We start from the raw sequence: 23,659 nt of genomic DNA on the forward strand, positions 1-23,659 counted from the left end.
TGTTTCTATCATACCATGTCCTTAAAAAATTGCAAGTGCTTTTTGAATATAAAGGCTGCGCCGGCCCGTCCGACAGCTGTACCGGAATATTCCAGGGTCCGTGCGCCTAAGAGCCGTTCACTTTACCCCGGCAACCGGCAATCACCGCGTACGGAGCCGCCGCAAGGAGGATGCCGCCGGCCATGTTCCCCGCTGTCACAACCAGCAGATTATACAGCCATCCGCCCGCGCTTACAGCTGCGCCAGCCGGCTCCAGCAGCGCAATGGTCAAAAGCGTCATATTGGCGATGCTGTGTTCAAATCCGCAGGTGATAAACGCGAACAGACACCACCAGATCATGATGAGCTTTCCGCTTTCGCTTTTGCAGCGAAAGCCGCACCAGACCGCCAGACAGACAAGCACGTTACACAGCGCGCCGCGTAAAAAGAGCTGCACAGGCGGCAGCGCCATCTTTCCCGCAGCCCCGGACGCCATAAACGCCCCTGCCGCGCCGTCTGTCAGCCCTGTGCCATAAAATAGCAGCGCCAGCAGAACCGCCCCCGCCAGGTTGCCAAGCCAGCAGACAAGCCACAGCCTGATTGCGCCGCCCCACCCGACAGTCCCGGAAACAGCCCCGGCTGTCATCACGAAATTGTTTCCGGTGAACAATTCGCCGCCCGCCATTACCACCAGGCTGAGCGCGATGCCGAAAGACGCCCCCATCAATACCTTTGTATACGCCGCGCCCTCCAGCAGTCCACCGATTGTAAACGCCAGGAGAACGCCGAAGCCTATAAACGCGCCGACCAGCATTGACGCCAGAAAATACCCGACCGGATTCCGCTTTAAAAACGCGGCTTTTGTTCCAGCGGCCGCGGCGGCGGCCGCAAATTCTTCCTCAAACAAAAGACCCCCTCCTTTTGATTGTATTCCCGCTCAGTCCGGGAAAAACGATTCCCCTGCATGTTCTTTTGGCAAAGCGAGCAGTCGAAAGTGGCGGCGATTGTATTCCAAAACGCCCTGCGCGCGCAGCTTTGATAAAATCGCCGACATGGCGCTGCGTTCCACACACAAATAGTCGGCCAGCTCCTGACGGTCAAACGGGATATCAAATTCTGAGCCGCCGCAAAGTGCCGCCTGTTCCGACAGGTAGGACAGAAGCTTTTCACGTGTCAAGCGCCGGGAAAGGTGGCCGATCCTGCGGTTGAGCATCAGATTTTTATCAGCCATCACCGCCAGCATGTTTTCGACAAGCCGGTCATGAAACGCACAGCCTTCCGGCCCGGATGAGATGATCCGCCGGTAATCGAGCAGCAACACGGCGCTGTCCGTCACGGAAAAGACCGAGACCGGCAAGGTCTTTTTACCGCCAGAAGCGCACACAAACACCTCCGCAAACAGGTCCGCCGGCTCGAGCGCCGTCAGGATCGTACGGCTGCCGGAAAGCTCCTCGCGCACGACCTGCGCCCGGCCCTCAAGCAGAATGCCGACACGGTCGGCCGGATCGCCCGCCAGCAGGATGGACTCGCCGGCTAAAAAACGCTTGGGTGACGCTTTGAGACAAGCCAGCATCCGCGGGTAATCGGCCGGATCGATCCCATGAAACAGCGAAACATTTTTTAAAATGTCAAAATATTTTTCCATACAGCCTCCGTTGTTGGAAAAACAACATACAAATCCATTTTAGTTTAGTATAGTACGATCAGAACAGAAAAACAAGTCACATCCGACTTTGATTTTGGAGGCGTTCCTATGAAACGTAAAATTATCCGTATTGACGAAGAAAAATGCAACGGCTGCGGTCTGTGCGCCGAAGCCTGCCACGAAGGCGCCATCGGTATGGTGGATGGAAAGGCAAAGCTGCTGCGCGAGGATTATTGTGACGGGCTTGGCGATTGCCTGCCTGCATGTCCCACAAACGCGATCTCCTTTGAGGATCGCGAGGCCCCGGCTTACGACCATGCGGCGGTCATGGCTGCCAAAGCCAAAAAGCAACAGGCCGGCGAGCCGCTCCCGTGCGGCTGTCCCGGCAGCCAGTCGAAGCGTATCGCGCGCGCCGGACATGCGCCCGCGCCGGCCGCGCAGTCCCCTGATGTGCAGAGCGAGTTGGCGCAATGGCCTGTACAGATCAAGCTGGTCCCCGTCAACGCGCCTTATTTTGATGGTGCGCGCCTGCTCGTCGCCGCCGACTGCACAGCCTATGCCTACGGCGCGTTCCACCAGGAGTTTATCCGCGGGCGCGTTGCGCTGATCGGCTGTCCCAAGCTCGATGAAAGCGATTATGCTGAAAAGCTCACCGATATCCTGCGTGAAAACGATGTCAAAAGCGTCACGGTCGCGCGCATGGAAGTCCCTTGCTGCGGCGGGATTGAAAACGCCGTCAAGCGCGCGCTTTCCCAGTGCGGCAAGACGATCCCCTGGCAGGTCAGGGTGATCTCCACCGACGGACGCATTCTTCCGGAATAAGCATGAAAGGCGCCCCCGCAGTGCGGGGGCGCCTTTTCGTTTAGACGCGCAGCTCGCGCGCGCGTCTGATTTCATCCATAAAGCGTTTCGCACGCGCCGGGTCGATCGGGTTTTTCATATCGCCGTTTTTAACCCAGGTCGCCACGCTGACGCCGTCAAAATGCTGCATCAGCTCGCAGATATTGTCGCCGGTCGCGCCGCCGCCGAGAAAAATCGGGATTTCCGGCACACGTGTGCGCGCGCGGCGGACTAGCTCAATGCTTTCCGCAGCCGTCCGGCCGCTTATAAAAAGGCCGTCTGCAAACGCCTCATGCACCGATTCCCATGCGGCGTCCTCAATGGGTTTGGCGCCGAGCGGGACGCCGTGCACCTCGTAAACGTCGGCATACACCGGAATTGTGCTGCCCAGGCGCTTGCGCAGCTGCGCGATCTCACAGCACTGCCCTTCCAGCAGACCTGCGCTTGTCACCTCCACACCGGTAAACAGGTGTTCGACGCGCACAAAATCCGCGCCGGCCGCCTCGGCCACCGACAATGCGGCCACGCCGTCCCAGTTTACAAGAACGCCCATAATAAGCTCCGGAAAAGCGGCGCGCAGACGCGCCGCGATGGCGGTCATTCCGGCCACCGCTTCCGGTGGAGCCGTCTGTTTGACAGGCATGTCGTTCATATTTTGCAGAATAAATCCATCAAAACCGTTTTCAGCTACCATCTCGGCTTCACGTAGCGCCAGATCAATGATTTCATCGATCTTCATGCCCACGTTGCGGTAACTGCCCGGCAAAGGCTCCGGCTGGATCATGCATAAAGCCAGCGGGCCTGTTTTTCCTTTCAGCATCAGTCGTTTCCTCCGGCTAAAAATTCAGCGTATTTCACAGATCGTTCAAACATTGACCGCGCGGGAATCACGCCCTGTTCTGTGATAAACGCGCGGATCATATCCGCACCGACCGGCAGAAGCTCCGGACAGTCGAAATCAACCTGCTCCAATTCCTGCTCTGAAAAACCGGCCGTTTTCATTTTTTCCCGCGTATTGTTGTTTACCAGCCTGCGCACAAACCCACGCAGCGGGCGCATGTCCAGCTTCATCAGAGGCGTCAGCACATAGAGCGGCACCCCGTATTCCCGGCACGCCAAGCCGACAATATCGGAACCTGTCGTATTGAAGGCCGTACCATCCGGATAAAAGGTTTCCGCTCCGAAATAAGCGGCGTCGCATGTTTTCAGCTCATACAGGATAGCGGCGTCCGGAATAAAATGCACACGCAGTCCCGCGGCAAGCGCGCCCGGCACAAAAGCATAGCCGCCGTTAATTACCCGGCTTTCGGGGATCACAACTGTAGCGCCGGGGCAGGCCGCGCCGAATTTTTCGAGAAAACGGGCAACCGTACTGGAATAGTCAAATACCAGAATACGCCGCATGCCAGCGGCAAGGGAAACGGCATAGTCTGTCAGCGTTTCAATGCTTTGACGCGCCTGCCTGCCATAGGATGAAACCGCGCGCGCCACCGCTTCGGCCGCTTCGGGGGCGGGCAGGCTGTCAAGCGTGCCAAAGCCCCGCGTCATCAGATCAATCGCATTTCCAATCGCGCTGCTGGCCTGGCCGCGCGTCGCCTTAAAGTAGTCTGCCAGCGCGGTTAAATCGCGCAGCATCGCTTTTGTATCGCCGTTCTTGGCGGCGTAATCCGCCGCAATCGCACACAGCATCGCGCCGATCATGGCGATATGCCGGCTCGCGCCGAGCACACGCTGTAAAACAATGTCGTCAAAATTGGACCGCTCAGGTTCCGGCAGAATCGACCGGATCTCCGCTTCCGTCAAATGAAGCCCCCCTCTTTGTTGATCGCTCCGGTTCGCAAATTTCCCCGCATGTCTTTACTTTCGGACCTTCGGAGCAGGCGGAAGCCCGGACGCGGTTATATCTGTTCCGGGCCTGTCGCCAAAAAGGCGAGCACCTGCTCCCGTGTCGGCAGCCCTGTGCGCGCACCGACCGCCCCAATGGAGATTGTGGACGCAGCGGCCGCATAACGCGCCGCTGCCTTAGGATCGCTGCCGCGCACGATTTCAGAGAGAAACGCCGCGTTGAAGCAATCGCCCGCGCCGGTCGTATCCGCCACATGCGCCGCCCGGTACGCGCTATATTGAATGCTTTGATCCTTTGTAAAGACAGCGCCGCCCTTCTCCGCACAGGTGACAACCATATACTGCACGCCAAGAGGCAGAATGCGTTCGGCGGCTTGATCCATCGTCAGGCCCGGTAAAAGGCTTTCCAGTCCGTCCTCGTTGACAAACAGGACGGAGGTCTGTTCTAAAACCGGTTTCCAGGCGTCAAATCCCGGGCGCTCGGCATGCGCCTCGTAATCAAGCGACAGGCCCGCCCCGCTGCCTGCAATCGTTTTTGCGACATGCAAAGCGAGCGTATAATCCATGGAATTGACGTGTACATATTTCGCCTGGCGGATATAATCGGCCGGCACCTGTTCCAGCCGTGGGCTCATCAGCGGCGTCTGCACAGCGGTCAGGCATTTTTCGCCGGTTCCATCGATATGCACCACGCAGTAAAACGTCGCCTTCCCTGTCTCAACGGTCAGCCCTGCCGTATCGATTCCGCGTCCCTGATAGTCCGCCAGGGTTATTTTTCCATTCTCATCGTCGCCCACCACGGAAACAATCCCACATCTGACGCCGTGCTTTGCGACGCCTGCACAGAAATTGCCGATCATGCCGCCGGGCAGTTTCCCGATTTCGCGCGCCCGGACCTTTTCCCCGCGGCGCGGCGGATGGTCCACCTGTAAATAGATGTCAACATCGGATTCCCCCACGCCGATAATCTCCAGCATATAGCCCCTCCTTTCAACAAGCCCGTCCGGGGCGTGCGATCTGACGCCGCGCGCCCCGGACCGCCGTTTGGCTGTTTATCCCTTTGGATACAAAACCTTGTGAATCGCCTCGTCGTTCATGTTGTCCTTGGTCGCGATCACAACCTCCGGCGCGACGGTCTTGGGAACCTCCTCGCCATCAAGCGCTTTGACAGCGTATTCGATCCCGATTTTCCCCATCTCATACGGCTGCTGGACGACAAGCGCGTCGATGGTTCCATCCTCAAGCAGCTTGATCTCGTCGGCATCTGCGTCAAACGCGACCATCTTGATCTCCCCGGCCTTGCCCTTGCTGACAATCGCCTGTGCCGCTCCAAGTGCGCCACGGTTAAACGTCGCAAAGATTCCCTTAAGATTCGGGTTGCCGATGATGACGTTTTCCGTCGCTGTCATCGCCTCCGCCTGGTCGAGACAGTGCTGCTGCGGCAGCACCGTGACGCCGTCGACTGTCGCGGCGTATTCCTCAGCGCCCTGTCCGCGCGCGTCGTTGGAGGGGATGCCCGCCAGCGCGTTTACCACGACCACTTCTCCGGAGCCGCCGATCGATTCGATCAGACGTTCCATCGCCATCTTGCCACCCGCGATATTGTCCGTCGCAATAAACGAAGTGTATTTATCTGTATTGACGGCCGAGTCGATCACAACCACCGGGATACCGGCATCCATCGCCTTTTCAACCGGCGCGGCCAGCGCGTCGCTGTCCAGCGGAGTCAGCAGGATCGCATCTACTTTGCTGTTGATCAGATTTTCCATCAGCGAAACCTGTCCCTGGATATCGTTGTTGTCGGCAGGCCCGGTAAAAACCAGCTCCCCGCCGATTGCATCGACCGCCTCCTGCGCGCCGTCCTTGAGCGTCAGCCAATAGTCGCTGTTCGTCGACATGACGACCAGACCGAATGTCAGCTTATCATCCGATGTATCGGCCGTGTTTCCCGCCGCCGCGGACGGCGACGGAGCAGCCGCAGAGGGCGCGGGCTGGCTCTGCGATGAGCCGCAGGCCACAAGGGAGGCCGCCATGGCGACTGATAAAATTGTGCTGAGTATCCGTTTCATTTGATTTCCTCCTGATTCTATTTTCTGATTATGAATGCACTTATTTGGTGGCCTTTTCTTTTCCTGGGAAAAGGCGCAGGCGTTTGAGCGGCGAGCCGCTGCTGCGCTGTAAAATATCGAGGTAGACGGCCATGATCAGGATAAATCCGATCGCGCTCTGCTGGAAAAATGTATTGACATGTAAAAGCGTGAAGCCGTTTGTCAGAATGCTCATGATAAACGCGCCGACAATCGCGCCCCATACCGTGCCGACGCCGCCGAGCATACTCGCGCCGCCGATTACCGACGCGGCGATCGCGTTCGATTCATAGCCAGTGGCCGCTGTCGGCTGCGCCGCCGACAGGCGGCCCATCAGCAGAATACCGGCAACAGCGGCCAGCATACCGGAAAGCAGATAGATACAGCGCGTGCGCGAGCCGACATTGATGCCGGCCAGGCGCGTCGCCTCGGTGTTGCTGCCGAGCGCGTAGATCTGACGGCCGAAGATCGTCTTTGAAAGCACGATCTGAAAGATGATTGCCAGCACTGCCAGAATCAGAATCGGCACGGAAATAAACAGCACCGTACCGTTTCCGAACCAGTTGATCGACTCCGGCAGCGAGGATACAGGCAGTCCATCCGTGATGATGAGCGCCGCGCCGCGCAGCACGCCTGTCATACCGAGCGTGGCGATAAACGGCGGCAGCTTCATCTTTGTGACAATAAAGCCGTTCAGATAGCCGACCGCGGCGCCGATTGCCAGCGCCGCCAGGATACAAACCGCCAGCGGCGCGCCCGCTTTCAGCATCAGCGCGGAAATAACCATAGAAAACGCGAGCACCGCGCCGACCGTCAAATCGATGCCGCCTGTGATGATAACCAGCAGCTCACCGATTGTCAGGACGCCGATAACTGCGGTCTGTTTGGCGACCGTCTCCAGATTATCAGCTGTCAGAAAGTACGGGCTTGCAATCGCCATGATCACAATCAACCCCGCTAAGATAAACAGAGGTCCGTATTTTTTGAGCATATTGAAACAATCCCTCCCACAAGGTGCGCGCCTTTATCGGCTACACCTGAACATCCTTTGTCGCAAGCCGCATCACGGCGACCTGGCCGGCCTTCCGTGCATCCAGTTCGCCGGTGATCGCGCCGCCCGACATGACCATAATTCGATCGCTCATACCGAGCACCTCCGGCAGATCCGACGACACCATGATGACCGCTTTGCCCATCTGGGTAAGCCGGTTGATCAGCATGTAAATCTCGCGTTTGGCGCCGACGTCGATCCCGCGCGTCGGCTCGTCCATAATGATCACGTCCGCTTCGGTGCACAGCCAGCGGGCAAGCAATGCTTTCTGCTGGTTTCCGCCGCTCAAAGAAGCGATGTCTGTGTTGACCGTCGGCGTTTTGATCTTAAGCTCCTTCACATATGACCCGGCCGTCTCCTCCTCCAGACGATGGCGCAAAAAACCGCCCGGCGCATAATTTTGAAGGGAAGAAAGCGTAATATTCTGATCCACCGCCATGCCCGCGATGATGCCCGTATGCTTGCGGTCCTCCGTCACAAAAGCCAGCCCGTGACGCACGGCCGCCTTTGGAGATGAAATCCTCGTTTTCGTCCCTTTTATATAGAGGTCGCCCGTCACGCCTGGGTCGGCGCCGAAGATGGCGCGCATCAGCTCGGTGCGTCCCGCACCCATCAGGCCGGAGAATCCGAGCACCTCCCCGCGCCGCACGGAAAACGAACAGTCGCGCAGCACGCCCGGCCGGCTGATATGCTCGGCGCGCAGAAGCTCCTCACCCGGCTCGCTGTACTGTTTCGGAAACAGGTCGCCGATCTCCCGCCCGACCATCATTTTGATCAGGTCGTCGCGTGCGGTTGTTTTCGCAGGCACAGTATCCACATAGGCGCCGTCCCGCATTACAAAGACGCGGTCCCCAATTTCCATGACTTCCTGCAAGCGATGGGAAATATACAGGATCGATACGCCTGCGGCTGTCAGCTTGCGAATCTGGCGGAACAGCTCCTCTGTCTCCTGATTTGTAATCGCGGTCGTCGGTTCATCCATAATAACAACGTCCGCTTTGGCCATCAGCGCACGTGAAATTTCCACCATCTGGCTCTGCGCCATGCTCAGGTCCTTGACCGGCGTGCGCGGATCGATGTGCAGATTCATCTCCGCCAAAATTTCCCGCGTTTTGCTGTAAAGCGTCTTATAATCCATAAGCCCGCCCTTTTTACGCGGTTCGCGCCCCAGAAAGATATTTTCTGCGACCGAAATATCGGGCACAAGGTTTAACTCCTGATAGATCATATAGATCCCACATGCCTCGGCGTCCTTTGTGCTGCGGATATCCACTTTCTTTCCCTTATAATAAATCTCTCCGGAATCCGCGTTGTACACGCCCGCAAGCACCTTCATCAACGTCGATTTGCCGGCGCCGTTCTCCCCGAGCAGAATCATTACTTCGCCCGGCAGAAGCTTCAGCGACACGTTATCAAGCGCCTTGACGCCTGGAAACGACTTGGAGACGCCGCGCATTTCAATTTTATATTCCATCCGAACACCCCTCTGCTTTTAGGGACTGTCCCTATCCGATTTCCAATGTCTCGCCGCCCGCGAAGCCTATCCAGGGCTGCGCGTCCTGATCGACCAGATCCGCTTTTTGTTCCACCAGGAAGAAATATTCCGCTTCCCCCTGCACCGCAAAAGCCGGCGAATGCCAGGCGCCGCGCGCGATGATGACCGCCTGTCCCGCCTGAATCCGGAATACGCGCGTTGTTTCTATATTCGGGCGGGCCAGCGCGTCGCCCAGGCGTACCGGCAGGTCCACAGCCATCACAACGTCGCGCGTTGTGGTCCAGAGCAGCTCCTCGCGGCTGACATGGCGTTCCAACGCTGTGATCTTGGGGGCCTGCCCGCACCTGACAATTCCAACGCCCACCGGCGCATCGGGCAGCATAAAGTCGACGGGAGACCAGCAGACCCATCCCGCGCCCTGCTTTGTGCAGGCGTGATCCGGAACCTCCAGCACGCGGCCGTATGGGGCGAAGCTTTCCATTGTCAGTTCTTCAGGTTTGATTTGTACCATACTCCATTCCTCCTTGCCGCGGCGTCACTGCACAAATTCTTCGGCCGTGCGCCGGCCTACATAATGATGCTGCGCATTAAACAGGTTGATATCGCCAATTTCCGTCAGCTTGCGCATGGTTTCTTCAAGGAGCTCAATGTTCGGGCAGAGCCAGAATGTGAAATACCGCCATTCGCACGACCAGCTGCAATCAAAATTGCCGAAGGTCTGCACCCCCTTGGCACGCGCCTCGTCCATCACTGAACGGAGCTTTTCCATAAACGTTTGTTTTGTTTGATCATCCGCACAAAACCAGCTGTCGGTTGCCTTCCAGAAAGCTACAAATCCAAGCGGCTGCTGATTCATTCGCTTTTTCCTCCTTGAAATTGTTTAATAATGTTTTATTTTGTTTTATTAATCGATCACTTTAGATCAAATAATAATTACTTCACATTGATTTGTCAACCCGATTTTGCAAACTTTAGCACGATTATAGATTTTCCGACACAAATATTATTCAATTTGCTCAATTCCTTCCTGCAAGCATTTACAAAAGTATCTTGATTTGTTATCCTTATCTTCAAAAGCGGATGTTTGGAAAATCAATCACACCGCACAACCTATCGCGGATGGAGATGTTCGAATGCTAAAAGACGAACGTTTAAAGGAAATCGAAACCATGCTGCAAACAAACGGAAAGGTGGAGGTCGGCAACCTCTGCCGCATCTTCAATGTGACGGAAATGACCATACGCCGTGATCTCAACGATCTGGTTGCCCGCAATCTTGCCGTGCGCAGCCACGGCGGCGCTGTGGCTGCGCCTGACACCATGCTGACCGAACGGCCTTACGAAATACGCATCACGCGCAACCTGCGGGAAAAGGAAGCCATCGCACGCGAGGCGCTGCAATTTATCAGCGACGGCGACCGGGTGTTCTTTGATTCAAGCACCACGGTCTATTGCCTGGCGCGTCTGATTTCGAATACGCAAAAATTTCTTGCCGTGACCGATACCCTCTCCACAGCCATAGAGCTGAATGCGCGCACCAGCCTGCGCGTCGTCTGTCTTGGCGGGGAGCTGAAAAAAACGACCGGCTCCTGTACCGGCACATTTGCTGAACAAATGCTGAAAACGATGTATTTCAACACGGTTTTTATTGGGCTGCCGCGCATCTCCAGAACGGGCGTCCTTTCCACTTCCAGCATGAGCGAGCTTTCAATCAAGCGCGCCGCGATCGATCACGCCAGCCAGGTCGTTGTTCTGGCTGACAGCAGCAAGATTGGGGAACCGGATTTTCTTGCGATCGGCAATCTTTCCGAGGTCGATGTGCTGGTCACCGATTCAAATATTCCCGCGGATTTTGTACGGTATTGCGAATCGATCGGTGTGCGGACGATCATCGCACAGGCGCCGCAGGGCTGAAAAGGAAAAGGGAACGGGACTTCGCATGAAGTCCCGTTCCCTTATTCAATGTCAATAACTATTAACGAATATATGCGCCGTTCGCATCGTACATACCGCCGCTTACAGCAGCCTGGCACAGGAAAAAATCAGCCATGCCGCCTGCTCGTAATCGTCAAGCGGCAGCGCCAGCGCCCCTGGGATGCGCACATCCGTATCAGTGGCGAGCGCGAGCAGCATATCGGGGCGGCAAACGCTTTCATTTGAGACGCCGGCCACCCCTTTTCTGGTTTCAGTATACCGGCCCGCCCGTCCCAAGTCAATCGGAGGCATCGAAAAAGCCCCGGCCGTATCAAATCCCGAACAGCGACAGTACCCCTACCGCAACCGGCGGGACCAGCAGGGCGGGCAGCAGATTGAGCGTTTTAATGCGTTTGATCTCCAGTATCCCAAGCCCTGAACTGAGAATCAGCACGCCACCAACAAGCGACAATTCCGTCAACAGATCTGGTGTAAGATACGGCGCGATCACGTTGGCCAGCAGATAGATGCCGCCCTGCCATAAAAAGAGGACGGCAGCCGCCAGAGCGATTCCAAATCCAAACGTGGAGGAAAGCACAACCGATGAAATCCCGTCGAGGATCGTATTTGTAAACAGGTATGTATTGTCGCCGTGCAGCGCGCTTTCCATCGGCCCAAGGATTGAAAGCGTGCCCGCGCAGTACAGCAAAATAGCCGTTGACAAGCCCTGCGCCAGATTGGAACCGCCGGAAATTTTAGAAACGGCCCGCGCAAAGGCCGTATCGAGCGAAAACTTCGTCCCGATCAGCCCTCCAAGCGCAAGGCTGACAATAAAAAGGACGCGGTATCTGCTGGCGGGCATCGCCTGCACGATGGCGTTGATCCCAAGCGCTGTGGCCGCCAGCCCCATCGCGTCCATCATAACGGCTTTGTACCGTTCGCCAATCCCCTTTTTGAGCGTGCTGCCAACGGCGCATCCAATTAAAATGGCGCCCGCGTTTGCTATGGTGCCGATCATGTCCGGATCCCCCTCTGTCTGTTTTTCGTACAAATACCCCTTGTGTTTTCACCGGGAGCAATTTATGATGAAATGGCACGGCGTCCGGCGACGCTTTTGCGGATGGCGTGCTGACGAACGCCATCCGCGCTCGAGAAGCTGAGTGAGACGCGTGAAAAACAGGCTGTACGCCACAGGCGGGCGGCCCGGCGTTTGCCGGGCCGCCCGCTTCCATTTTTCACTGTTTGCGCCAGCGTGTCACAGCGTCAGTGTCGGAGCCGCGTATACGCGCGCCGCCAATTCATTGTCCAGCATGTACAGCGCCTTGGGGTCGGCGCCGTACAGCTCCATCTTGCGGACCAGGTCGCCGGCGTTTTTCTCCTCCTCGCCCTGCTCCTTGACAAACCAATCGAGGAACTGCACGGTGCGGTAATCCTTGATTGTGTGCGCGGCATCATAAATGTTGTTGATCAGCCCGGTCACATAGCGTTCGTGTTCCAGGCCGGCGTTCAGGACCGCGGCATGACCCGCGAACTTGCCAGTTGGCTGTTCGACCGCCTCCAGCGTCACCTCAGCGTCATTGTTCTGCATATACTTCATAAACAGCAGCGCATGATCGCGTTCCTCCTGCGCCTGTACGCCGTACCAGTTGGCAAAGCCGTCAAGCCCCTGCTGTGCGAAGTAGTTTGAGAAGGACAGGTAGAGATATGCCGAATAAAACTCCTTGTTGATTTGCGTGTTTAACAGCTTCGCTACTTTTTCGTCCAACATTGCATGATGCCCCTTTCGCCTTTTTTGTCTTATTTGAACTTTACCGCTGTCCCATAAGCCATCACCTCAGCCGCGCCCTGCATCACCGAGGCGGACGAATACCGCACGGCGACAACAGCGTCCGCGCCGAGCGCCTGCGCCTCGTCAATCATGCGCTGCGTGGCGACGCAGCGCGCTTCGTTCATCATATCGGTGTATGATTTCAGCTCGCCGCCGACGAGCGTTTTAAAGCTCTGGGTAATATCCCTGCCGATGTTTTTGGACTGGATGGTACTGCCCTTAACAAGGCCGAGCGTCTCCAGCTCACGGCCGGACACGGTTTCCGTGGTAACAAGCAACATATTATCGTCTCCTTTGTCGCCAAAATTGCGGATTTGTTTTGTATCCACGCCCTTATTATAGTCCACGGGCCGCCCGATTACAAGCTGTAAATACACCCTTCTCACGCTGCGCAGCAGATGAATGAAGAAGCCATGCCGTGCGGCATGGCTTCTTTATCTGTGAGCTGCTGGATCGTCACTCAAATTCAGAAGATAGTCAATGCTTGTATTATAGAAAATCGCCAGCTTTTTCAGTATTTCAATTGGGATGTTGATTTTCCCTAACTCATAGTCGGAGTATGTCGTTTGTGCGACATGCAGGATTTCCGCCATCTGTTTTTGGGACAAATCGCGATCCTCCCGCAAGCCACGAATTCTATCATGCATACCATCACCCTATGGATATTTAAGCATAGCACCGTTCGGCGTATTGCTTTTTAACGGTATTACCGTTATAATATCCTTGAGGTGATCGTATGGAATTATACAGGGAAATCCTGGTCAACGTCCTGCAAAGGCAGCAGGTGCGCGTGCTGTTCCCGCGCCTGAAAATCAGCGCCCGGGAGATTGTCGGAATGGAATGCTACAAGGCCCTGCGAAAAATCCGCGCAATCCTCGCGGACGACCGCCTGGACGACGCGGAGTGTTTCCAAAAGATCGAGGAAATCGTCCAGGTGTTTGATCAGATGCACATTGGCTGCGGCGGCCGCCACGACTTCGGCTGACGGAAAGGATTGACAAGCGCGGCCGGCGGGGTTATACTGGTATCGTTCACCGTCATGAAGGCGGCGCCCAATCAACGTCATGAAAGAGCCAGGAAGGCAGGGCCGCAGAAGCAGCCCACAATTCCCGCGCTCTTTTTTCTTTTGCGCGGACATCTTTGGATATTTGGGAGGAATCGTCTTGAACAAAACCGCTACGCAAAAGCTTATGACCTCCGCGCTCTGCCTTGCGCTGGGGCTGCTGCTGCCCTCGATGTTCCACATGATCGGCGCCGGCACCGTCTTTCTGCCGATGCATATTCCCGTTCTGCTGTGTGGGATGCTCTGCGGCGGGGCGTATGGCGCCGCCGTCGGCGCGGTCGTCCCGCTGCTTTCCTCGCTGCTGACGGGGATGCCGCCGATCTTCCCCATCGCGCCTGCAATGATGTTTGAGCTGTGCGCCTATGGGCTGCTCTCCGGGCTTTTATACCACAGCCTGCGCCGCAGCGTCTACATTTCCCTGATCGGCGCGATGCTCGGCGGCCGCGTCGTCTCCGGCATCGCCAACGCGGTGTTTATGGGCATGGCCGACAAGCCCTACGGCTTTTCCGCGTTCCTCTCCGGCGCGTTTGTGACGGCGCTGCCCGGCATCCTGCTTCAATTGATCGTCATCCCCCTGCTTGTGCTCGCCCTGCAAAGGGCCGGCCTGGCGGGCCGCACCGCTGCCGCGCGTTAACCAGCAGAAAAGGAGGCGCACTCTATGTTTGAAATCGAACAGGTACGCGGCTATTTCGACGAACGCGCGTCCCAATGGGACGCTGTCTGTTCGCACGACCGGCACAAGCTCGCCGCCATCGTCACTCTGGCGCGCGTTACGCCCGGCGCGCGCGTACTGGATATCGCCTGCGGCACGGGCGTGCTCTTTGAGGAGCTGCTTTCACGCAATCCCGCATCTGTGACCGGCGTGGACCTGTCGCCAAATATGATCGCGCAGGCGCGGCAAAAGTACCATGACCCGCGCCTGCAAATGCTCGCGTCCGACCTGTTCGACGTGGAGGAAACCGGCTTTGACACGGCGATCATCTACAGCGCCTACCCGCATTTCCCCGATAAGCATCGCCTTGCGCAGAAGGTGCGCGCGATGCTTGCGCCGGGCGGCCGTTTTCTGATCGCGCACAGCGAAAGCCGCCAGACCATCAACGGCCGGCACGGCGGCAGCGCCTCCCCCATTTCGACGCCGCTGCGTCCCGCCCGTGAGGAGGCGGCCGCGTGGGAACCCCTGTTCCAAATCGATATGGTCGCCGACACGCCGGATCTGTACTTTATTTCCGGCACGGCTGACAAGTAAAAAAGAGCCGCCGGCTGTTGCCGGCGGCTCTTTTTTTGACCGCATTAGGGGCTGTTTGAAAAATCAAAATTCCCTCTTTTTCAAACAAGTCCTAGTCATTAAGCAGACTGAGCGTGATTTCATATTTGGAATCGAGCGCGTTCTTTTCAGGCGCCTGCGCCTTATACTTTGTAACGGCGGCAGATGATTTGGCCACTGGCTGGAGCGTACCTGCGCCAGCTACGCAGCCGCCGGGGCACGCCATCCCTTCCAACAGGAACCCGTCGTATTTGCCGGCTTTCGCGAGCGTAAGCAGCTTACGGCATTCACGCAGGCCCTGCGCCGACGCGATCTTAACCTCGCGCTTTGGGTCAAGCCGCTTGATTGCGTCCGCCACGGCCTGGGCGACGCCGCCGCCGACCGCGAAGCCGCGGCCCGCCGCGGTTGCTTCAATCAGCGGCTTTTCCTCCTTGATGTCGCCGAACTTGACGCCCTTGGCAACAAACATACCCATCAATTCCTCAAACGTCAGCACAAAGTCGACGTCGCTGCGGATGGTACGGCGGCTGGCCTCCAGCTTTTTAGCTGAGCACGGGCCGACAAAAACGATCTTGCAGCCTTTATGCTCCTTCTTTTGCAAACGCGCCGTCAAAACCATCGGCGTCAGCGCCATCGAAATATACGGCGCGAGCGTCGGGAACAGCTTTTTTGCCATCACCGACCACGATGGGCAGCAGGAGGTCGCCATAAACGGCTGTTCCTCCGGGACGGCGCGCATAAAATCCTTGGCCTCCTCAATGGTGCACAGATCGGCGCCGATCGCCACCTCGACCACGCTGTCAAAGCCGAGCTGCTTCATGGCGGCGGTGAACTTTTCAGGCGTCATCGCCGGGCCAAACTGGCCGACAAACGCCGGGGCGACAATCGCAATCACACGGTCGCCCTTTTTGATCGACTGGATCACCTGGAAGATCTGCCCCTTGTCCGAAATCGCGCCGAACGGGCAATTGACAATACACATGCCGCATGAAACGCACTTGTCGTAATCAATCACGGCGCGGCCGTACTCGTCGCTCGAAATGGCGTCCATACCGCACGCGCCGGCGCACGGACGCTCCATCTTCAAAATTGCCCCGTATGGACAAATGTCGGCGCAACGGCCGCACTTGATGCATTTTTCCTGATCGATCACGGATTTCCCATGCACGATGGAAACGGCGTCGCGCGGACAGACCTCCTTGCAGGGATGCGCCAGACAGCCCTGGCAGCAGTCCGTCACATGGTACTGCTTTTCCGGGCAGGCGTTGCAGGCAAATTTAATGATATTGACAAGCGGCGGATCATAATATTTTTCCGCGACGGCGCTCTGGTTGATTCCCATGGAAACGGGCGCATGCTCGTCCATCGGGCGCAATGGCAGGCCGATGGCAAGACGCAGGCGTTCCCCGACAATCGCGCGCTCCAAGAAAATGGAATCGCGGTGCTGCGCTGTCTCCCCATGAACGATCTTGTACGGCAGGCCCTCGATGCGCGAATAGTCGCCGCCCTCATAGGCCAGGCGCGCAACCTCTGTAAAAACCTTTCGCCTGATGTCCGTCACAGATGTATAAATTCCCCTCATTTTACAACTCCTTCTATTTCTGTCGTGATCATATTCTTTCATCTTATTTAGCAATTATTATTTAACATAATCGTGTTCTTGTCAACAGTCTGCGCTAAGTTTAACAAAAAATACGCACAATGGAAGCCTTTTCTTTTAACTCCTTCTTTTGGATACAGGTAAGAACCTGTATTCACAGGCGATTGGACGTCATCCAATCGGACGGCCGGGCAAATATTGACAACACGGCTGGGCCATGCTATGATAAATATATAATTGAATCGTGGGGAGCTTGCAGACAGGCTGAGAGGGAACTGTGCGTTTCGACCCGTATACCTGATTTGGGTAATGCCAACGTAGGGAGACTTTGCTGAATTCAGCGGGACATGCTTACGCGCGTCCCGCTGTTTTTTGTTTCCGCGCGGCAGCCCGTTCCATCAAAGAAAGAGGCTGATCATTATGCAAACAAACGTCAAAAAATTGGCTGTCGCCGGCGTCCTCGTCGCTGTAGGGGTTGCGTGTTCCACCTTCTCCATTCCGGTGGGCGCGTCGCGCTGCTTTCCAATCCAACACATGGTCAATGTGATCGCCGGCGTTTTGCTCGGACCGCTCTATGCGTGCGCGATGGCGTTCTGCACCTCGCTTCTGCGCGTCCTGCTCGGCACAGGCAGTCTGCTCGCCTTCCCCGGCAGCATGATCGGCGCGCTGTGCTGCGGACTTTGCTACAAAGCGACCAAAAAGCTGCCGCCGGCTTATCTTGGCGAAATCATCGGCACCGGCGTGCTCGGCGGTATGGCCTGCTATCCGATCGCCACGCTTGTGATGGGCAAGGAGGCGGCGCTGTTTACGTATGTGCCCGCATTTTTCTTAAGCACCGTTGTCGGCGCGACCTTCTCGGTCCTGGTGATCGGCGCCCTGCAAAAAACACGTGTGCTTGGCCAGATGGAGCTTGCGCTCGACCGCAAATAAAATTGGAAGGAAATGCAGTATGTTTGAAAAAATCCTTCAAAATGTTGCGGCAAAAACGCCGCTTGTCCACTGCATAACAAATTACGTAACCGCAAACGACTGCGCCAACATCCTGTTGGCCTGCGGCGGCTCGCCGATCATGGCGGACGACGAAAACGAGGTTGAGGAAATCACCTCGATCTGCGATGCGCTCGTTCTCAATATCGGCACGCTCAACAGCCGCACCGTTGAATCGATGCGCCGCGCCGGCCTGCGCGCCAACGCGCTTGGCCACCCCGTCGTGTTCGACCCTGTAGGCGCGGGGGCTTCAGCGCTGCGCACCGGCACGGCCCAATCGCTGCTGCGCGATGTGCGCTTTTGCGTCATACGCGGCAACAGCTCGGAGATCCGCACGCTGGCGCGCGGGGTTGGTACGACGCGCGGCGTTGACGCTGACGCGGCCGACACCGCGACTGAGCAGACGCTTGACGATGCTGTGTCGTTTATCAAAACGTTCTCCAGGCAAACCGGTACGGTTATCGCCATGACTGGCGTGATCGATCTTGTCGGGGATGCAGAAACCTGCTACATCATCCGAAACGGCTGCCCAGAGATGGGCAAAATCACCGGAACCGGCTGTATGCTGACGGCCGTCACAGCGGCCTGGTGCGCTGCCAACCCCAGCCATCCTCTCGACGCTGCCGCCGCGGCCGTCGCCGCGATGGGGCTTTGCGGCGAGCTGGCGCGCACACGCGCCCAGGCTGCCGGCGGCGGCACGGGCACGCTGCGCATGGCGCTCATCGACGCGATGAGCCGTCTTGACGCGGAAACTTTGAACAGGGGGATGCGCATTGAAAGTCGATAGCCGTTCCATGCTGCTTTATGCGGTAACCGACCGCGCCTGGCTGCATGGGCGCACGCTGCCCGCTCTGGTTGAGGACGCGGTGCGCGGCGGCGCGACGTTTGTGCAGCTTCGCGAGAAAGACATGGAGTTTGCCGCATTTCTTGACGAGGCGCGGCGTGTTAAGGCGGTCACAGACCGCTATCATGTGCCGTTTGTCATCAACGACGACGTTGAAGTCGCGCGCGCCTGCAACGCGGACGGCGTACATGTAGGTCAGGACGACGCCACCGTCAGCGAGGCGCGGCGTGTCCTTGGACCGGATAAAATCATCGGCGTCTCTGTGCACACGGTGGACGAGGCGCGCGCCGCCGAGCAGGCCGGCGCGGATTATGCCGGTGTGGGCGCGGTCTTTTCCACCTCGACCAAGCTCGACGCTGGAATTGTCACATTCCAGACGTTATGCGACATCCGCACGGCTGTCTCCATTCCAATTGTCGCTATCGGCGGCGTCAATGCGGAAAATATGTTACAATTGAAGGGCAGCGGCATCGACGGCGTAGCGGTTGTTTCGGCGCTATTTGCGCAGCAGGACGTTTACGCCGCCGCTGAACGGCTGTATACAACTTCAAAGGAGCTGATTTTCGGTTGATCAAAGGCGCGATTTTTGATATGGACGGTACGCTGATTGACTCTATGCCGCTGTGGGAGGACTGCGGGCGGGCTTTTTTGTCCGCGCGCGGTATTGCGGCGCGTGACGATCTGGGCGAAACGCTCAAATCCCTGTCAATGGAACAGACGGCTGACTATTTGCGGGACGCATACGGCATTTCCGAGACAACCGCCGAAATCATTGAGATTATCAACGGTATGGCTGCCGACGCATATCAGCGCACCATCCCGCTTAAACGCGACATCGCCGCATTTCTTGAGCGCCTCAGGCAGGCGGATGTGCGCATGTGCGTCGCAACGGCAACCGACCGGCCGCTGGCAGAGGCGGCGCTCGGACGCCTGGGGCTTCTGCCCTATTTCGAACGCATTTTCACCTGTTCAGAGGTTGGCGTTGGAAAGGACCGCCCTGATATCTTTGAACAGGCGTGCGCCGTGCTTGGAACGCCCCGCAGCGAAACGGTCGTCTTTGAGGATGCGCTTTATGCGATTGAAACGGCGCGCCGCGCTGGATTCCGCATCGTCGCCATCGCGGATGACTCCTCCGCCGGCGACGAAGCGCGCATTGCTACGCTCGCGGAACAATACGTACATAACTACAAGGAATGCGAGGTAAACAGCTTATGAAACGGGTTTTGACCATCGCCGGGAGCGATTGCAGCGGCGGCGCGGGAATACAGGCGGATATCAAGACGTTTTCAGCGCATGGCGTGTTCGGTATGAGCGCAATTGTCTCGGTTGTGGCGGAAAATACGGCGCGCGTCATCGATATCATGGATGTCACCCCGGATATGATCAAAAAGCAGATCGACGCTGTCTATGAGGATATTGGTACGGACGCGGTCAAGGTCGGTATGCTGTCACAGCCGTGCTGTATGGCAGCCGTCGCAGAAAAGCTGCGCGAATACAGCCCGTCCAATGTTGTCATCGATCCTGTCATGTATGCGAAAAACGGCTGCCCACTGATGGACCCAGGCTCAATCGATGCGCTGATTGAAACGATCATCCCTTTGGCGGATCTGCTGACGCCGAACATCCCGGAGGCGGAAAAGATCTCCGGGATCGAAATCCATTCAACTGCCGATATGGAACGCGCCGCCAAAACCATTCGTGATATGGGTTGTAAATATGTGCTCATCAAGGGCGGCCATGCCGCCGACGACGCGCTCGACGTGCTTTATGACGGTATGCAGTTCCACCGCTTTTCTACGGCGCGCATCGACACAAAAAACACGCACGGTACCGGCTGCACCTATTCGTCGGCCATCGCCTCAAATCTTGCGCTTGGATACGATATGCCCGAGGCTGTCGCGCGCGCCAAGCACTATGTCACAACCGCGATCGCACATGCGCTCCCGCTTGGCAAAGGCTGCGGCCCGACACATCATTTTTGGGAGCTGTACGAACATGGCTTGTCAAATACGCCCGTTTAACGAAATGCGAGCCTGCCTGTACTGACAAGATAAAGAAACCATTGAAAGCGAAAGGAAACGCATATGCGTTTCCTTTCGCTTTTTTACAGTAAAACCGACTGTATATTTGGTACTAATTAACAAAAAATCTTTTCGTTATTGACAATAGGTCTTATTTGCGATATAATCATTATCAATATAGAGTATCAATATCATTTTATAATTTGTTTATCCCGGGAAGATTCCCGTAAATTACATAATCAGGAGGGCTACAGTGAGAAGTATCACAACATTGGACTTACAGTACGCACACAGATTTTATGGCTTCAAGGGCGAGGCCCAGTATTTGCATGGGCACACAGGCATTCTGACCATCGAGGTTGAGGATTCCGTTGAACCCGGCGTCAATATGGTTTTCCCCTGCAACGAAATTCAGAAAACCGCTTGGGAAGTTCTGAAAAATTTTGATCACGCACTGGTGCTGCGCGAGGACGACCCTCTCCTGCCTGCAATTCTTGACGTTTATAAGGCGCAGGGTATTCGCGACGGCGCGCCAAATAACAAGATGATGGGACCGGCTTTCAAAACGGAGCTTGCGACCGCATATCCTGAATGCCGGTTGGTTGTGACAAAGGAAACCATGACCGTTGAAGGTATGATCAAAATTGTTTACAGCCTGCTGAAGGACAAGCTCAATATCGCCAAGATCACCTTTACCAGCGGTGTAAACGCTGCCTCAGAGGAATTTGAGCCGTCAAATAAAATCGACCGCTGCCCACTGTGTGGTATCGCGCTGAATGAAAACGGCGTATGCCCAAAATGTGGATACAAAAAGAAGTAAATAAAATGCTGCCGTTTTTATGGCCGCTGAATGAACAGGACGCCGCTCCCGTGGGAGCGGCGTCCTGTCTTTTGCACAAAATAGCGGGCTGTATCTCCGCGCTTTTCCTTCCCTGCCAAATTGACGCGCGGCCATTTTTTGGCTATAATAAAAACAGTTGCGCAACTGCCCGCGGAGCGGGCGGCCATGTTCCGATTCAAGAGGCCCCGAGCTGGAAACAGCCCGGATGGCCGATTTTTTATAGATTATTCCGTGATCTATAACAACAATCCATTCTGACTGGAGGGAAACGGATGATCGACTTTCTGGTGCGCCGGTTGATCAAGAACTGTGACAATATCAACGACCCGGCTGTGCGCGCCCGTTACGGCACAGTTGCCGGCGGCATCGGTATTTTTCTGAATCTCTGCCTGTTTGCCGCGAAGTTTACAGCCGGTTTGCTGACCGCCTCCATCGCAATCACAGCGGACGCCTTCAACAATCTTTCCGACGCCGGTTCATCTGTTGTCACGCTTGTGGGATTTCATATGGCCGGCGCGCCTGCCGATCGTGAGCATCCGTTCGGGCATGGCAGGATTGAATATCTCTCCGGCCTGGCTGTGTCGGTGGCCATCCTCTTGGTTGGGCTAGAGCTGGCCAAAAATTCCTTTCTGAAGATCCTGCATCCCGAAATGGTCGCTTTCAGCACGGTATCGTTTATCATTCTGTTGGCCTCAATCGCCGTCAAGTTGTGGATGTGTTATTTTAACCGCGCCCTTGCCCGCCGGATTGATTCCTCGGCAATGCGCGCCACGTCAATGGACAGTTTGACGGACGCAGTCGCGACCGCGACGGTCGCGATCGGTATTGTTGTCAGCGCGGTATTTCACATCAATATTGACGGCTGGAGCGGCATGGCGGTCGCTTGCTTTATCCTCTACACCGGGTACGCAACGGCGCGCGACAGCCTTTCGCCCCTGCTCGGCTCGCCCCCCGACGCTGATTTTGTCCAAGATATAGAACAAACGGTTCTCGCTCATCAGGAGGTCAGCGGTATCCATGACCTGATCGTTCATGATTACGGGCCGGGACGGTGCATCATTTCTCTGCACGCCGAAATGCCATGCACATCCGATATCCTCGCCATGCACGACGCCGTCGATGTCATTGAACTTGAACTGCGCCACAAATTTGGCTGCGATGTGACCATTCACATGGATCCGCTCGCCCCGGAAGACGATGAAACACGCGCATTGCGCGACCGCGTCGCCGACCTGGCCGCGCAGATCACACCCGAGGCGACAATACATGATTTTCGGGTTGTTAAAGGGACAACGCATACCAATCTGGTTTTTGATCTGCTTATCCCATACGGCTGCCCGATTGCAGACCGGCAGATTGCGGACCGTGTGCGCGAGGGCGTTCGCACATTCGACGGCAATTTCTTTGCGGTTGTGCGCGTCGACAAAGGATTTTTGTAGGCTGTCCGAAAGGAAGTGAAGCAATGAGCCAAAACAGCGAACCAATCCGTTATGAGGACCCGCTGCTACGTCTGATTGATGAGGGGATTTCTGAGATCCGCAGCGACAATGAACTTGACGAAGCGTTTGCCGCCATCCGTGACGCGCATGACGGCAAACCAAAAAGCGGCAGCCGTCAGTCGTAGTCCCATCGGGCCCGCCGGAACATGGTGTTCCGACGGGTTTTTCCATCTTCCGTCATTGCAAATTGGGGGGATTTGTATTAAAATAATAACTGTAAACCATCCCCATAAATACCCCCTGACAGGAGGATTCATGGCTGATTCTATGATTACAAAACGGGCCTTGGCCGCGTCCCTCAAGGAGTTGATGGAACATACCCCGCTTGCCAAGATTTCCGTCGGCGATATCACAAAATATTGTGGTTTAAACAGGCAGACGTTTTACTACCATTTCAATGACAAATTCGACCTGGTCAACTGGATTTATGCGACTGAGGCAGCGCCCTATCTGGAGCAGTTTTCCGATCGTGAATACTGGGTCGAGGGTTTGTGCGCCCTTTGCGGCTATATGCAGCAGAACAGCAGATTTTATATCAACGCCCTGGAATACTCCGGGCAGAACTCATTTCAGGATTATTTGTCCGATATTGCGCATCAATTAATTCGGACCATGGCCGACGAACTGGTCGGCGAGCGCATTGTCGATGAGGCTGAAATGGAATTCATCGCGGATTTTTATGCGTGCGCCTTCGTTGGGCTGATCATGAAGTGGGCGCGCCATGGGATGCGCGAAAAACCCGAGGATTATATCGACCGTGCCCGTATACTTGTTGAAGGCAGCCTGCAATATGAGATGGGCCGCCGGTAAACGCCCCAAGTATAGCCTTATGCCAATCCGTCATGCGGATGGCATGA

At 56.3% G+C, this 23,659-nt stretch carries 30 protein-coding genes and 1 riboswitch; of the genes, 14 read left to right on the plus strand and 16 right to left on the minus strand.

The genetic code is table 11. From position 1 onward, the window contains the following. Nucleotides 1-106: 106 nt before the first annotated feature. Both FMM72_RS07985 and FMM72_RS07990 read right to left on the minus strand, forming a co-directional pair. Entirely contained in the window at nt 107-886 is a 780-nt protein-coding gene (locus FMM72_RS07985; protein WP_162221104.1) for a formate/nitrite transporter family protein, read from the minus strand. Nucleotides 887-916: 30 nt separating this feature from the next. Further along, nucleotides 917-1,624 carry a Crp/Fnr family transcriptional regulator gene (locus tag FMM72_RS07990; RefSeq protein WP_162221105.1) on the minus strand — a complete coding sequence of 236 codons (708 nt, stop codon included), beginning with the start codon at nt 1,622-1,624 and terminating at the stop codon, nt 917-919. Nucleotides 1,625-1,732: 108 nt separating this feature from the next. On the opposite strand from FMM72_RS07990, the gene FMM72_RS07995 reads away from it, so the two are divergent. Further along, nucleotides 1,733-2,446, plus strand: a complete 714-nt coding sequence (locus FMM72_RS07995) for an ATP-binding protein (RefSeq protein ID WP_162221106.1) — start codon at nt 1,733-1,735, stop codon at nt 2,444-2,446. 40 nt (nt 2,447-2,486) lie between these two features. On the opposite strand, the gene FMM72_RS08000 is transcribed toward FMM72_RS07995, so the two are convergent. From FMM72_RS08000 to FMM72_RS08035, 8 genes are all read right to left on the minus strand, one after another. After that, the gene (locus FMM72_RS08000; protein WP_162221107.1) at nt 2,487-3,284 is read right to left on the minus strand and encodes a BtpA/SgcQ family protein; all 798 of its coding nucleotides are present in this window, start codon (nt 3,282-3,284) and stop codon (nt 2,487-2,489) included. Continuing rightward, nucleotides 3,284-4,267, minus strand: coding sequence for a translation initiation factor eIF-2B (locus FMM72_RS08005; RefSeq protein ID WP_162221108.1), 984 nt, complete (start codon nt 4,265-4,267; stop codon nt 3,284-3,286). The genes FMM72_RS08000 and FMM72_RS08005 overlap by 1 nt, the downstream gene beginning before the upstream one ends. A gap of 95 nt (nt 4,268-4,362) precedes the next feature. Continuing rightward, nucleotides 4,363-5,286, minus strand: coding sequence for a carbohydrate kinase family protein (locus FMM72_RS08010; RefSeq protein WP_162221109.1), 924 nt, complete (start codon nt 5,284-5,286; stop codon nt 4,363-4,365). A gap of 75 nt (nt 5,287-5,361) precedes the next feature. Beyond that, nucleotides 5,362-6,378, minus strand: a complete 1,017-nt coding sequence (locus FMM72_RS08015) for an ABC transporter substrate-binding protein (protein WP_160208149.1) — start codon at nt 6,376-6,378, stop codon at nt 5,362-5,364. A gap of 40 nt (nt 6,379-6,418) precedes the next feature. Beyond that, a complete protein-coding gene (locus FMM72_RS08020) occupies nt 6,419-7,387 on the minus strand; it encodes an ABC transporter permease (RefSeq protein WP_160208148.1) in 969 nt (322 codons plus the stop codon). Between the two features lie 40 nt (nt 7,388-7,427). Continuing rightward, nucleotides 7,428-8,921, minus strand: coding sequence for a sugar ABC transporter ATP-binding protein (locus FMM72_RS08025; RefSeq protein ID WP_162221110.1), 1,494 nt, complete (start codon nt 8,919-8,921; stop codon nt 7,428-7,430). Nucleotides 8,922-8,952: 31 nt separating this feature from the next. After that, a complete protein-coding gene (locus tag FMM72_RS08030; RefSeq protein WP_160208146.1) occupies nt 8,953-9,453 on the minus strand; it encodes an ureidoglycolate lyase in 501 nt (166 codons plus the stop codon). 24 nt (nt 9,454-9,477) lie between these two features. Beyond that, nucleotides 9,478-9,798 (minus strand): DUF6616 family protein, encoded by a 321-nt coding sequence (locus FMM72_RS08035; protein ID WP_160208145.1) that lies wholly within the window; start codon nt 9,796-9,798, stop codon nt 9,478-9,480. 277 nt (nt 9,799-10,075) lie between these two features. Here FMM72_RS08035 and FMM72_RS08040 point away from each other — a divergent pair, with 277 nt between their 5' ends. Further along, complete coding sequence (locus FMM72_RS08040; RefSeq protein ID WP_160208144.1) at nt 10,076-10,855, plus strand: DeoR/GlpR family DNA-binding transcription regulator; 780 nt, start codon at nt 10,076-10,078, stop codon at nt 10,853-10,855. 102 nt (nt 10,856-10,957) lie between these two features. Here FMM72_RS08040 and FMM72_RS08045 read toward each other — a convergent pair whose 3' ends face one another. From FMM72_RS08045 to FMM72_RS08065, 5 genes are all read right to left on the minus strand, one after another. Further along, nucleotides 10,958-11,167 (minus strand): hypothetical protein, encoded by a 210-nt coding sequence (locus tag FMM72_RS08045; protein ID WP_162221111.1) that lies wholly within the window; start codon nt 11,165-11,167, stop codon nt 10,958-10,960. Nucleotides 11,168-11,186: 19 nt separating this feature from the next. Continuing rightward, nucleotides 11,187-11,873 carry a DUF554 domain-containing protein gene (locus tag FMM72_RS08050; protein ID WP_160208142.1) on the minus strand — a complete coding sequence of 229 codons (687 nt, stop codon included), beginning with the start codon at nt 11,871-11,873 and terminating at the stop codon, nt 11,187-11,189. Nucleotides 11,874-12,110: 237 nt separating this feature from the next. Then, complete coding sequence (locus tag FMM72_RS08055) at nt 12,111-12,623, minus strand: ferritin (RefSeq protein ID WP_160208141.1); 513 nt, start codon at nt 12,621-12,623, stop codon at nt 12,111-12,113. 29 nt (nt 12,624-12,652) lie between these two features. Beyond that, nucleotides 12,653-12,964 carry a YbjQ family protein gene (locus FMM72_RS08060; RefSeq protein ID WP_160208140.1) on the minus strand — a complete coding sequence of 104 codons (312 nt, stop codon included), beginning with the start codon at nt 12,962-12,964 and terminating at the stop codon, nt 12,653-12,655. Between the two features lie 153 nt (nt 12,965-13,117). Continuing rightward, a complete protein-coding gene (locus tag FMM72_RS08065) occupies nt 13,118-13,330 on the minus strand; it encodes a helix-turn-helix domain-containing protein (protein ID WP_160208139.1) in 213 nt (70 codons plus the stop codon). Between the two features lie 89 nt (nt 13,331-13,419). On the opposite strand from FMM72_RS08065, the gene FMM72_RS08070 reads away from it, so the two are divergent. From FMM72_RS08070 to FMM72_RS08080, 3 genes are all read left to right on the plus strand, one after another. Beyond that, nucleotides 13,420-13,668 (plus strand): hypothetical protein, encoded by a 249-nt coding sequence (locus FMM72_RS08070; protein ID WP_162221112.1) that lies wholly within the window; start codon nt 13,420-13,422, stop codon nt 13,666-13,668. 205 nt (nt 13,669-13,873) lie between these two features. After that, on the plus strand, nt 13,874-14,380 hold the full coding sequence (locus FMM72_RS08075; RefSeq protein WP_162221309.1) for an ECF transporter S component: 507 nt from the start codon (nt 13,874-13,876) through the stop codon (nt 14,378-14,380). A gap of 24 nt (nt 14,381-14,404) precedes the next feature. Next, nucleotides 14,405-14,992 carry a class I SAM-dependent methyltransferase gene (locus tag FMM72_RS08080; RefSeq protein ID WP_162221113.1) on the plus strand — a complete coding sequence of 196 codons (588 nt, stop codon included), beginning with the start codon at nt 14,405-14,407 and terminating at the stop codon, nt 14,990-14,992. 91 nt (nt 14,993-15,083) lie between these two features. Here FMM72_RS08080 and FMM72_RS08085 read toward each other — a convergent pair whose 3' ends face one another. Next, complete coding sequence (locus FMM72_RS08085) at nt 15,084-16,592, minus strand: 4Fe-4S dicluster domain-containing protein (RefSeq protein ID WP_162221114.1); 1,509 nt, start codon at nt 16,590-16,592, stop codon at nt 15,084-15,086. Nucleotides 16,593-16,845: 253 nt separating this feature from the next. Beyond that, nucleotides 16,846-16,951, plus strand: a riboswitch (TPP riboswitch). 79 nt (nt 16,952-17,030) lie between these two features. Between FMM72_RS08085 and thiW the strand changes: the two genes are divergently transcribed. From thiW to dhaS, 9 genes are all read left to right on the plus strand, one after another. Further along, nucleotides 17,031-17,540, plus strand: coding sequence for an energy coupling factor transporter S component ThiW (gene thiW, locus FMM72_RS08090; RefSeq protein ID WP_180322902.1), 510 nt, complete (start codon nt 17,031-17,033; stop codon nt 17,538-17,540). A gap of 19 nt (nt 17,541-17,559) precedes the next feature. Beyond that, complete coding sequence (thiM, locus tag FMM72_RS08095) at nt 17,560-18,384, plus strand: hydroxyethylthiazole kinase (RefSeq protein WP_162221115.1); 825 nt, start codon at nt 17,560-17,562, stop codon at nt 18,382-18,384. Beyond that, entirely contained in the window at nt 18,371-19,012 is a 642-nt protein-coding gene (gene thiE / locus FMM72_RS08100; protein ID WP_160208134.1) for a thiamine phosphate synthase, read from the plus strand. Before thiM ends, thiE begins: the two co-directional genes overlap by 14 nt. After that, nucleotides 19,009-19,656 (plus strand): HAD family hydrolase, encoded by a 648-nt coding sequence (locus tag FMM72_RS08105; protein ID WP_162221116.1) that lies wholly within the window; start codon nt 19,009-19,011, stop codon nt 19,654-19,656. Before thiE ends, FMM72_RS08105 begins: the two co-directional genes overlap by 4 nt. After that, nucleotides 19,653-20,462: a bifunctional hydroxymethylpyrimidine kinase/phosphomethylpyrimidine kinase gene (thiD, locus tag FMM72_RS08110; RefSeq protein WP_162221117.1), complete on the plus strand. Its 810-nt coding sequence runs from the start codon at nt 19,653-19,655 to the stop codon at nt 20,460-20,462. The genes FMM72_RS08105 and thiD overlap by 4 nt, the downstream gene beginning before the upstream one ends. 253 nt (nt 20,463-20,715) lie before the next feature. Continuing rightward, the gene (locus FMM72_RS08115) at nt 20,716-21,282 is read left to right on the plus strand and encodes a 6-pyruvoyl trahydropterin synthase family protein (RefSeq protein WP_160208131.1); all 567 of its coding nucleotides are present in this window, start codon (nt 20,716-20,718) and stop codon (nt 21,280-21,282) included. Nucleotides 21,283-21,575: 293 nt separating this feature from the next. Continuing rightward, the gene (locus FMM72_RS08120; RefSeq protein WP_160208130.1) at nt 21,576-22,742 is read left to right on the plus strand and encodes a cation diffusion facilitator family transporter; all 1,167 of its coding nucleotides are present in this window, start codon (nt 21,576-21,578) and stop codon (nt 22,740-22,742) included. Nucleotides 22,743-22,765: 23 nt separating this feature from the next. Further along, a complete protein-coding gene (locus FMM72_RS08125) occupies nt 22,766-22,927 on the plus strand; it encodes a hypothetical protein (protein ID WP_160208129.1) in 162 nt (53 codons plus the stop codon). Nucleotides 22,928-23,057: 130 nt separating this feature from the next. After that, nucleotides 23,058-23,612 (plus strand): dihydroxyacetone kinase transcriptional activator DhaS, encoded by a 555-nt coding sequence (dhaS, locus tag FMM72_RS08130; RefSeq protein WP_162221118.1) that lies wholly within the window; start codon nt 23,058-23,060, stop codon nt 23,610-23,612. The last annotated feature ends 47 nt before the right edge of the window (nt 23,613-23,659 follow it).

The sequence above is a fragment of the Anaerotruncus colihominis genome, assembly GCF_010206195.1.
Lineage (GTDB): Bacteria > Bacillota > Clostridia > Oscillospirales > Ruminococcaceae > Anaerotruncus > Anaerotruncus colihominis_A.

Coding starts and splice junctions, on each gene's coding strand:
- FMM72_RS07990 (WP_162221105.1), bottom strand. CDS start 1,624: ATGGAAAAATATTTTGACATTTTAAAAAATGTTTCGCTGTTTCATGGG.
- FMM72_RS07995 (WP_162221106.1), top strand. CDS start 1,733: ATGAAACGTAAAATTATCCGTATTGACGAAGAAAAATGCAACGGCTGC.
- FMM72_RS08000 (WP_162221107.1), bottom strand. CDS start 3,284: ATGCTGAAAGGAAAAACAGGCCCGCTGGCTTTATGCATGATCCAGCCG.
- FMM72_RS08010 (WP_162221109.1), bottom strand. CDS start 5,286: ATGCTGGAGATTATCGGCGTGGGGGAATCCGATGTTGACATCTATTTA.
- FMM72_RS08015 (WP_160208149.1), bottom strand. CDS start 6,378: ATGAAACGGATACTCAGCACAATTTTATCAGTCGCCATGGCGGCCTCC.
- FMM72_RS08020 (WP_160208148.1), bottom strand. CDS start 7,387: ATGCTCAAAAAATACGGACCTCTGTTTATCTTAGCGGGGTTGATTGTG.
- FMM72_RS08025 (WP_162221110.1), bottom strand. CDS start 8,921: ATGGAATATAAAATTGAAATGCGCGGCGTCTCCAAGTCGTTTCCAGGC.
- FMM72_RS08030 (WP_160208146.1), bottom strand. CDS start 9,453: ATGGTACAAATCAAACCTGAAGAACTGACAATGGAAAGCTTCGCCCCA.
- FMM72_RS08035 (WP_160208145.1), bottom strand. CDS start 9,798: ATGAATCAGCAGCCGCTTGGATTTGTAGCTTTCTGGAAGGCAACCGAC.
- FMM72_RS08040 (WP_160208144.1), top strand. CDS start 10,076: ATGCTAAAAGACGAACGTTTAAAGGAAATCGAAACCATGCTGCAAACA.
- FMM72_RS08045 (WP_162221111.1), bottom strand. CDS start 11,167: ATGCCTCCGATTGACTTGGGACGGGCGGGCCGGTATACTGAAACCAGA.
- FMM72_RS08050 (WP_160208142.1), bottom strand. CDS start 11,873: ATGATCGGCACCATAGCAAACGCGGGCGCCATTTTAATTGGATGCGCC.
- FMM72_RS08055 (WP_160208141.1), bottom strand. CDS start 12,623: ATGTTGGACGAAAAAGTAGCGAAGCTGTTAAACACGCAAATCAACAAG.
- FMM72_RS08060 (WP_160208140.1), bottom strand. CDS start 12,964: ATGTTGCTTGTTACCACGGAAACCGTGTCCGGCCGTGAGCTGGAGACG.
- FMM72_RS08065 (WP_160208139.1), bottom strand. CDS start 13,330: ATGCATGATAGAATTCGTGGCTTGCGGGAGGATCGCGATTTGTCCCAA.
- FMM72_RS08070 (WP_162221112.1), top strand. CDS start 13,420: ATGGAATTATACAGGGAAATCCTGGTCAACGTCCTGCAAAGGCAGCAG.
- FMM72_RS08075 (WP_162221309.1), top strand. CDS start 13,874: ATGACCTCCGCGCTCTGCCTTGCGCTGGGGCTGCTGCTGCCCTCGATG.
- FMM72_RS08080 (WP_162221113.1), top strand. CDS start 14,405: ATGTTTGAAATCGAACAGGTACGCGGCTATTTCGACGAACGCGCGTCC.
- FMM72_RS08085 (WP_162221114.1), bottom strand. CDS start 16,592: ATGAGGGGAATTTATACATCTGTGACGGACATCAGGCGAAAGGTTTTT.
- thiW (WP_180322902.1), top strand. CDS start 17,031: ATGCAAACAAACGTCAAAAAATTGGCTGTCGCCGGCGTCCTCGTCGCT.
- thiM (WP_162221115.1), top strand. CDS start 17,560: ATGTTTGAAAAAATCCTTCAAAATGTTGCGGCAAAAACGCCGCTTGTC.
- thiD (WP_162221117.1), top strand. CDS start 19,653: ATGAAACGGGTTTTGACCATCGCCGGGAGCGATTGCAGCGGCGGCGCG.
- FMM72_RS08120 (WP_160208130.1), top strand. CDS start 21,576: ATGATCGACTTTCTGGTGCGCCGGTTGATCAAGAACTGTGACAATATC.
- FMM72_RS08125 (WP_160208129.1), top strand. CDS start 22,766: ATGAGCCAAAACAGCGAACCAATCCGTTATGAGGACCCGCTGCTACGT.
- dhaS (WP_162221118.1), top strand. CDS start 23,058: ATGGCTGATTCTATGATTACAAAACGGGCCTTGGCCGCGTCCCTCAAG.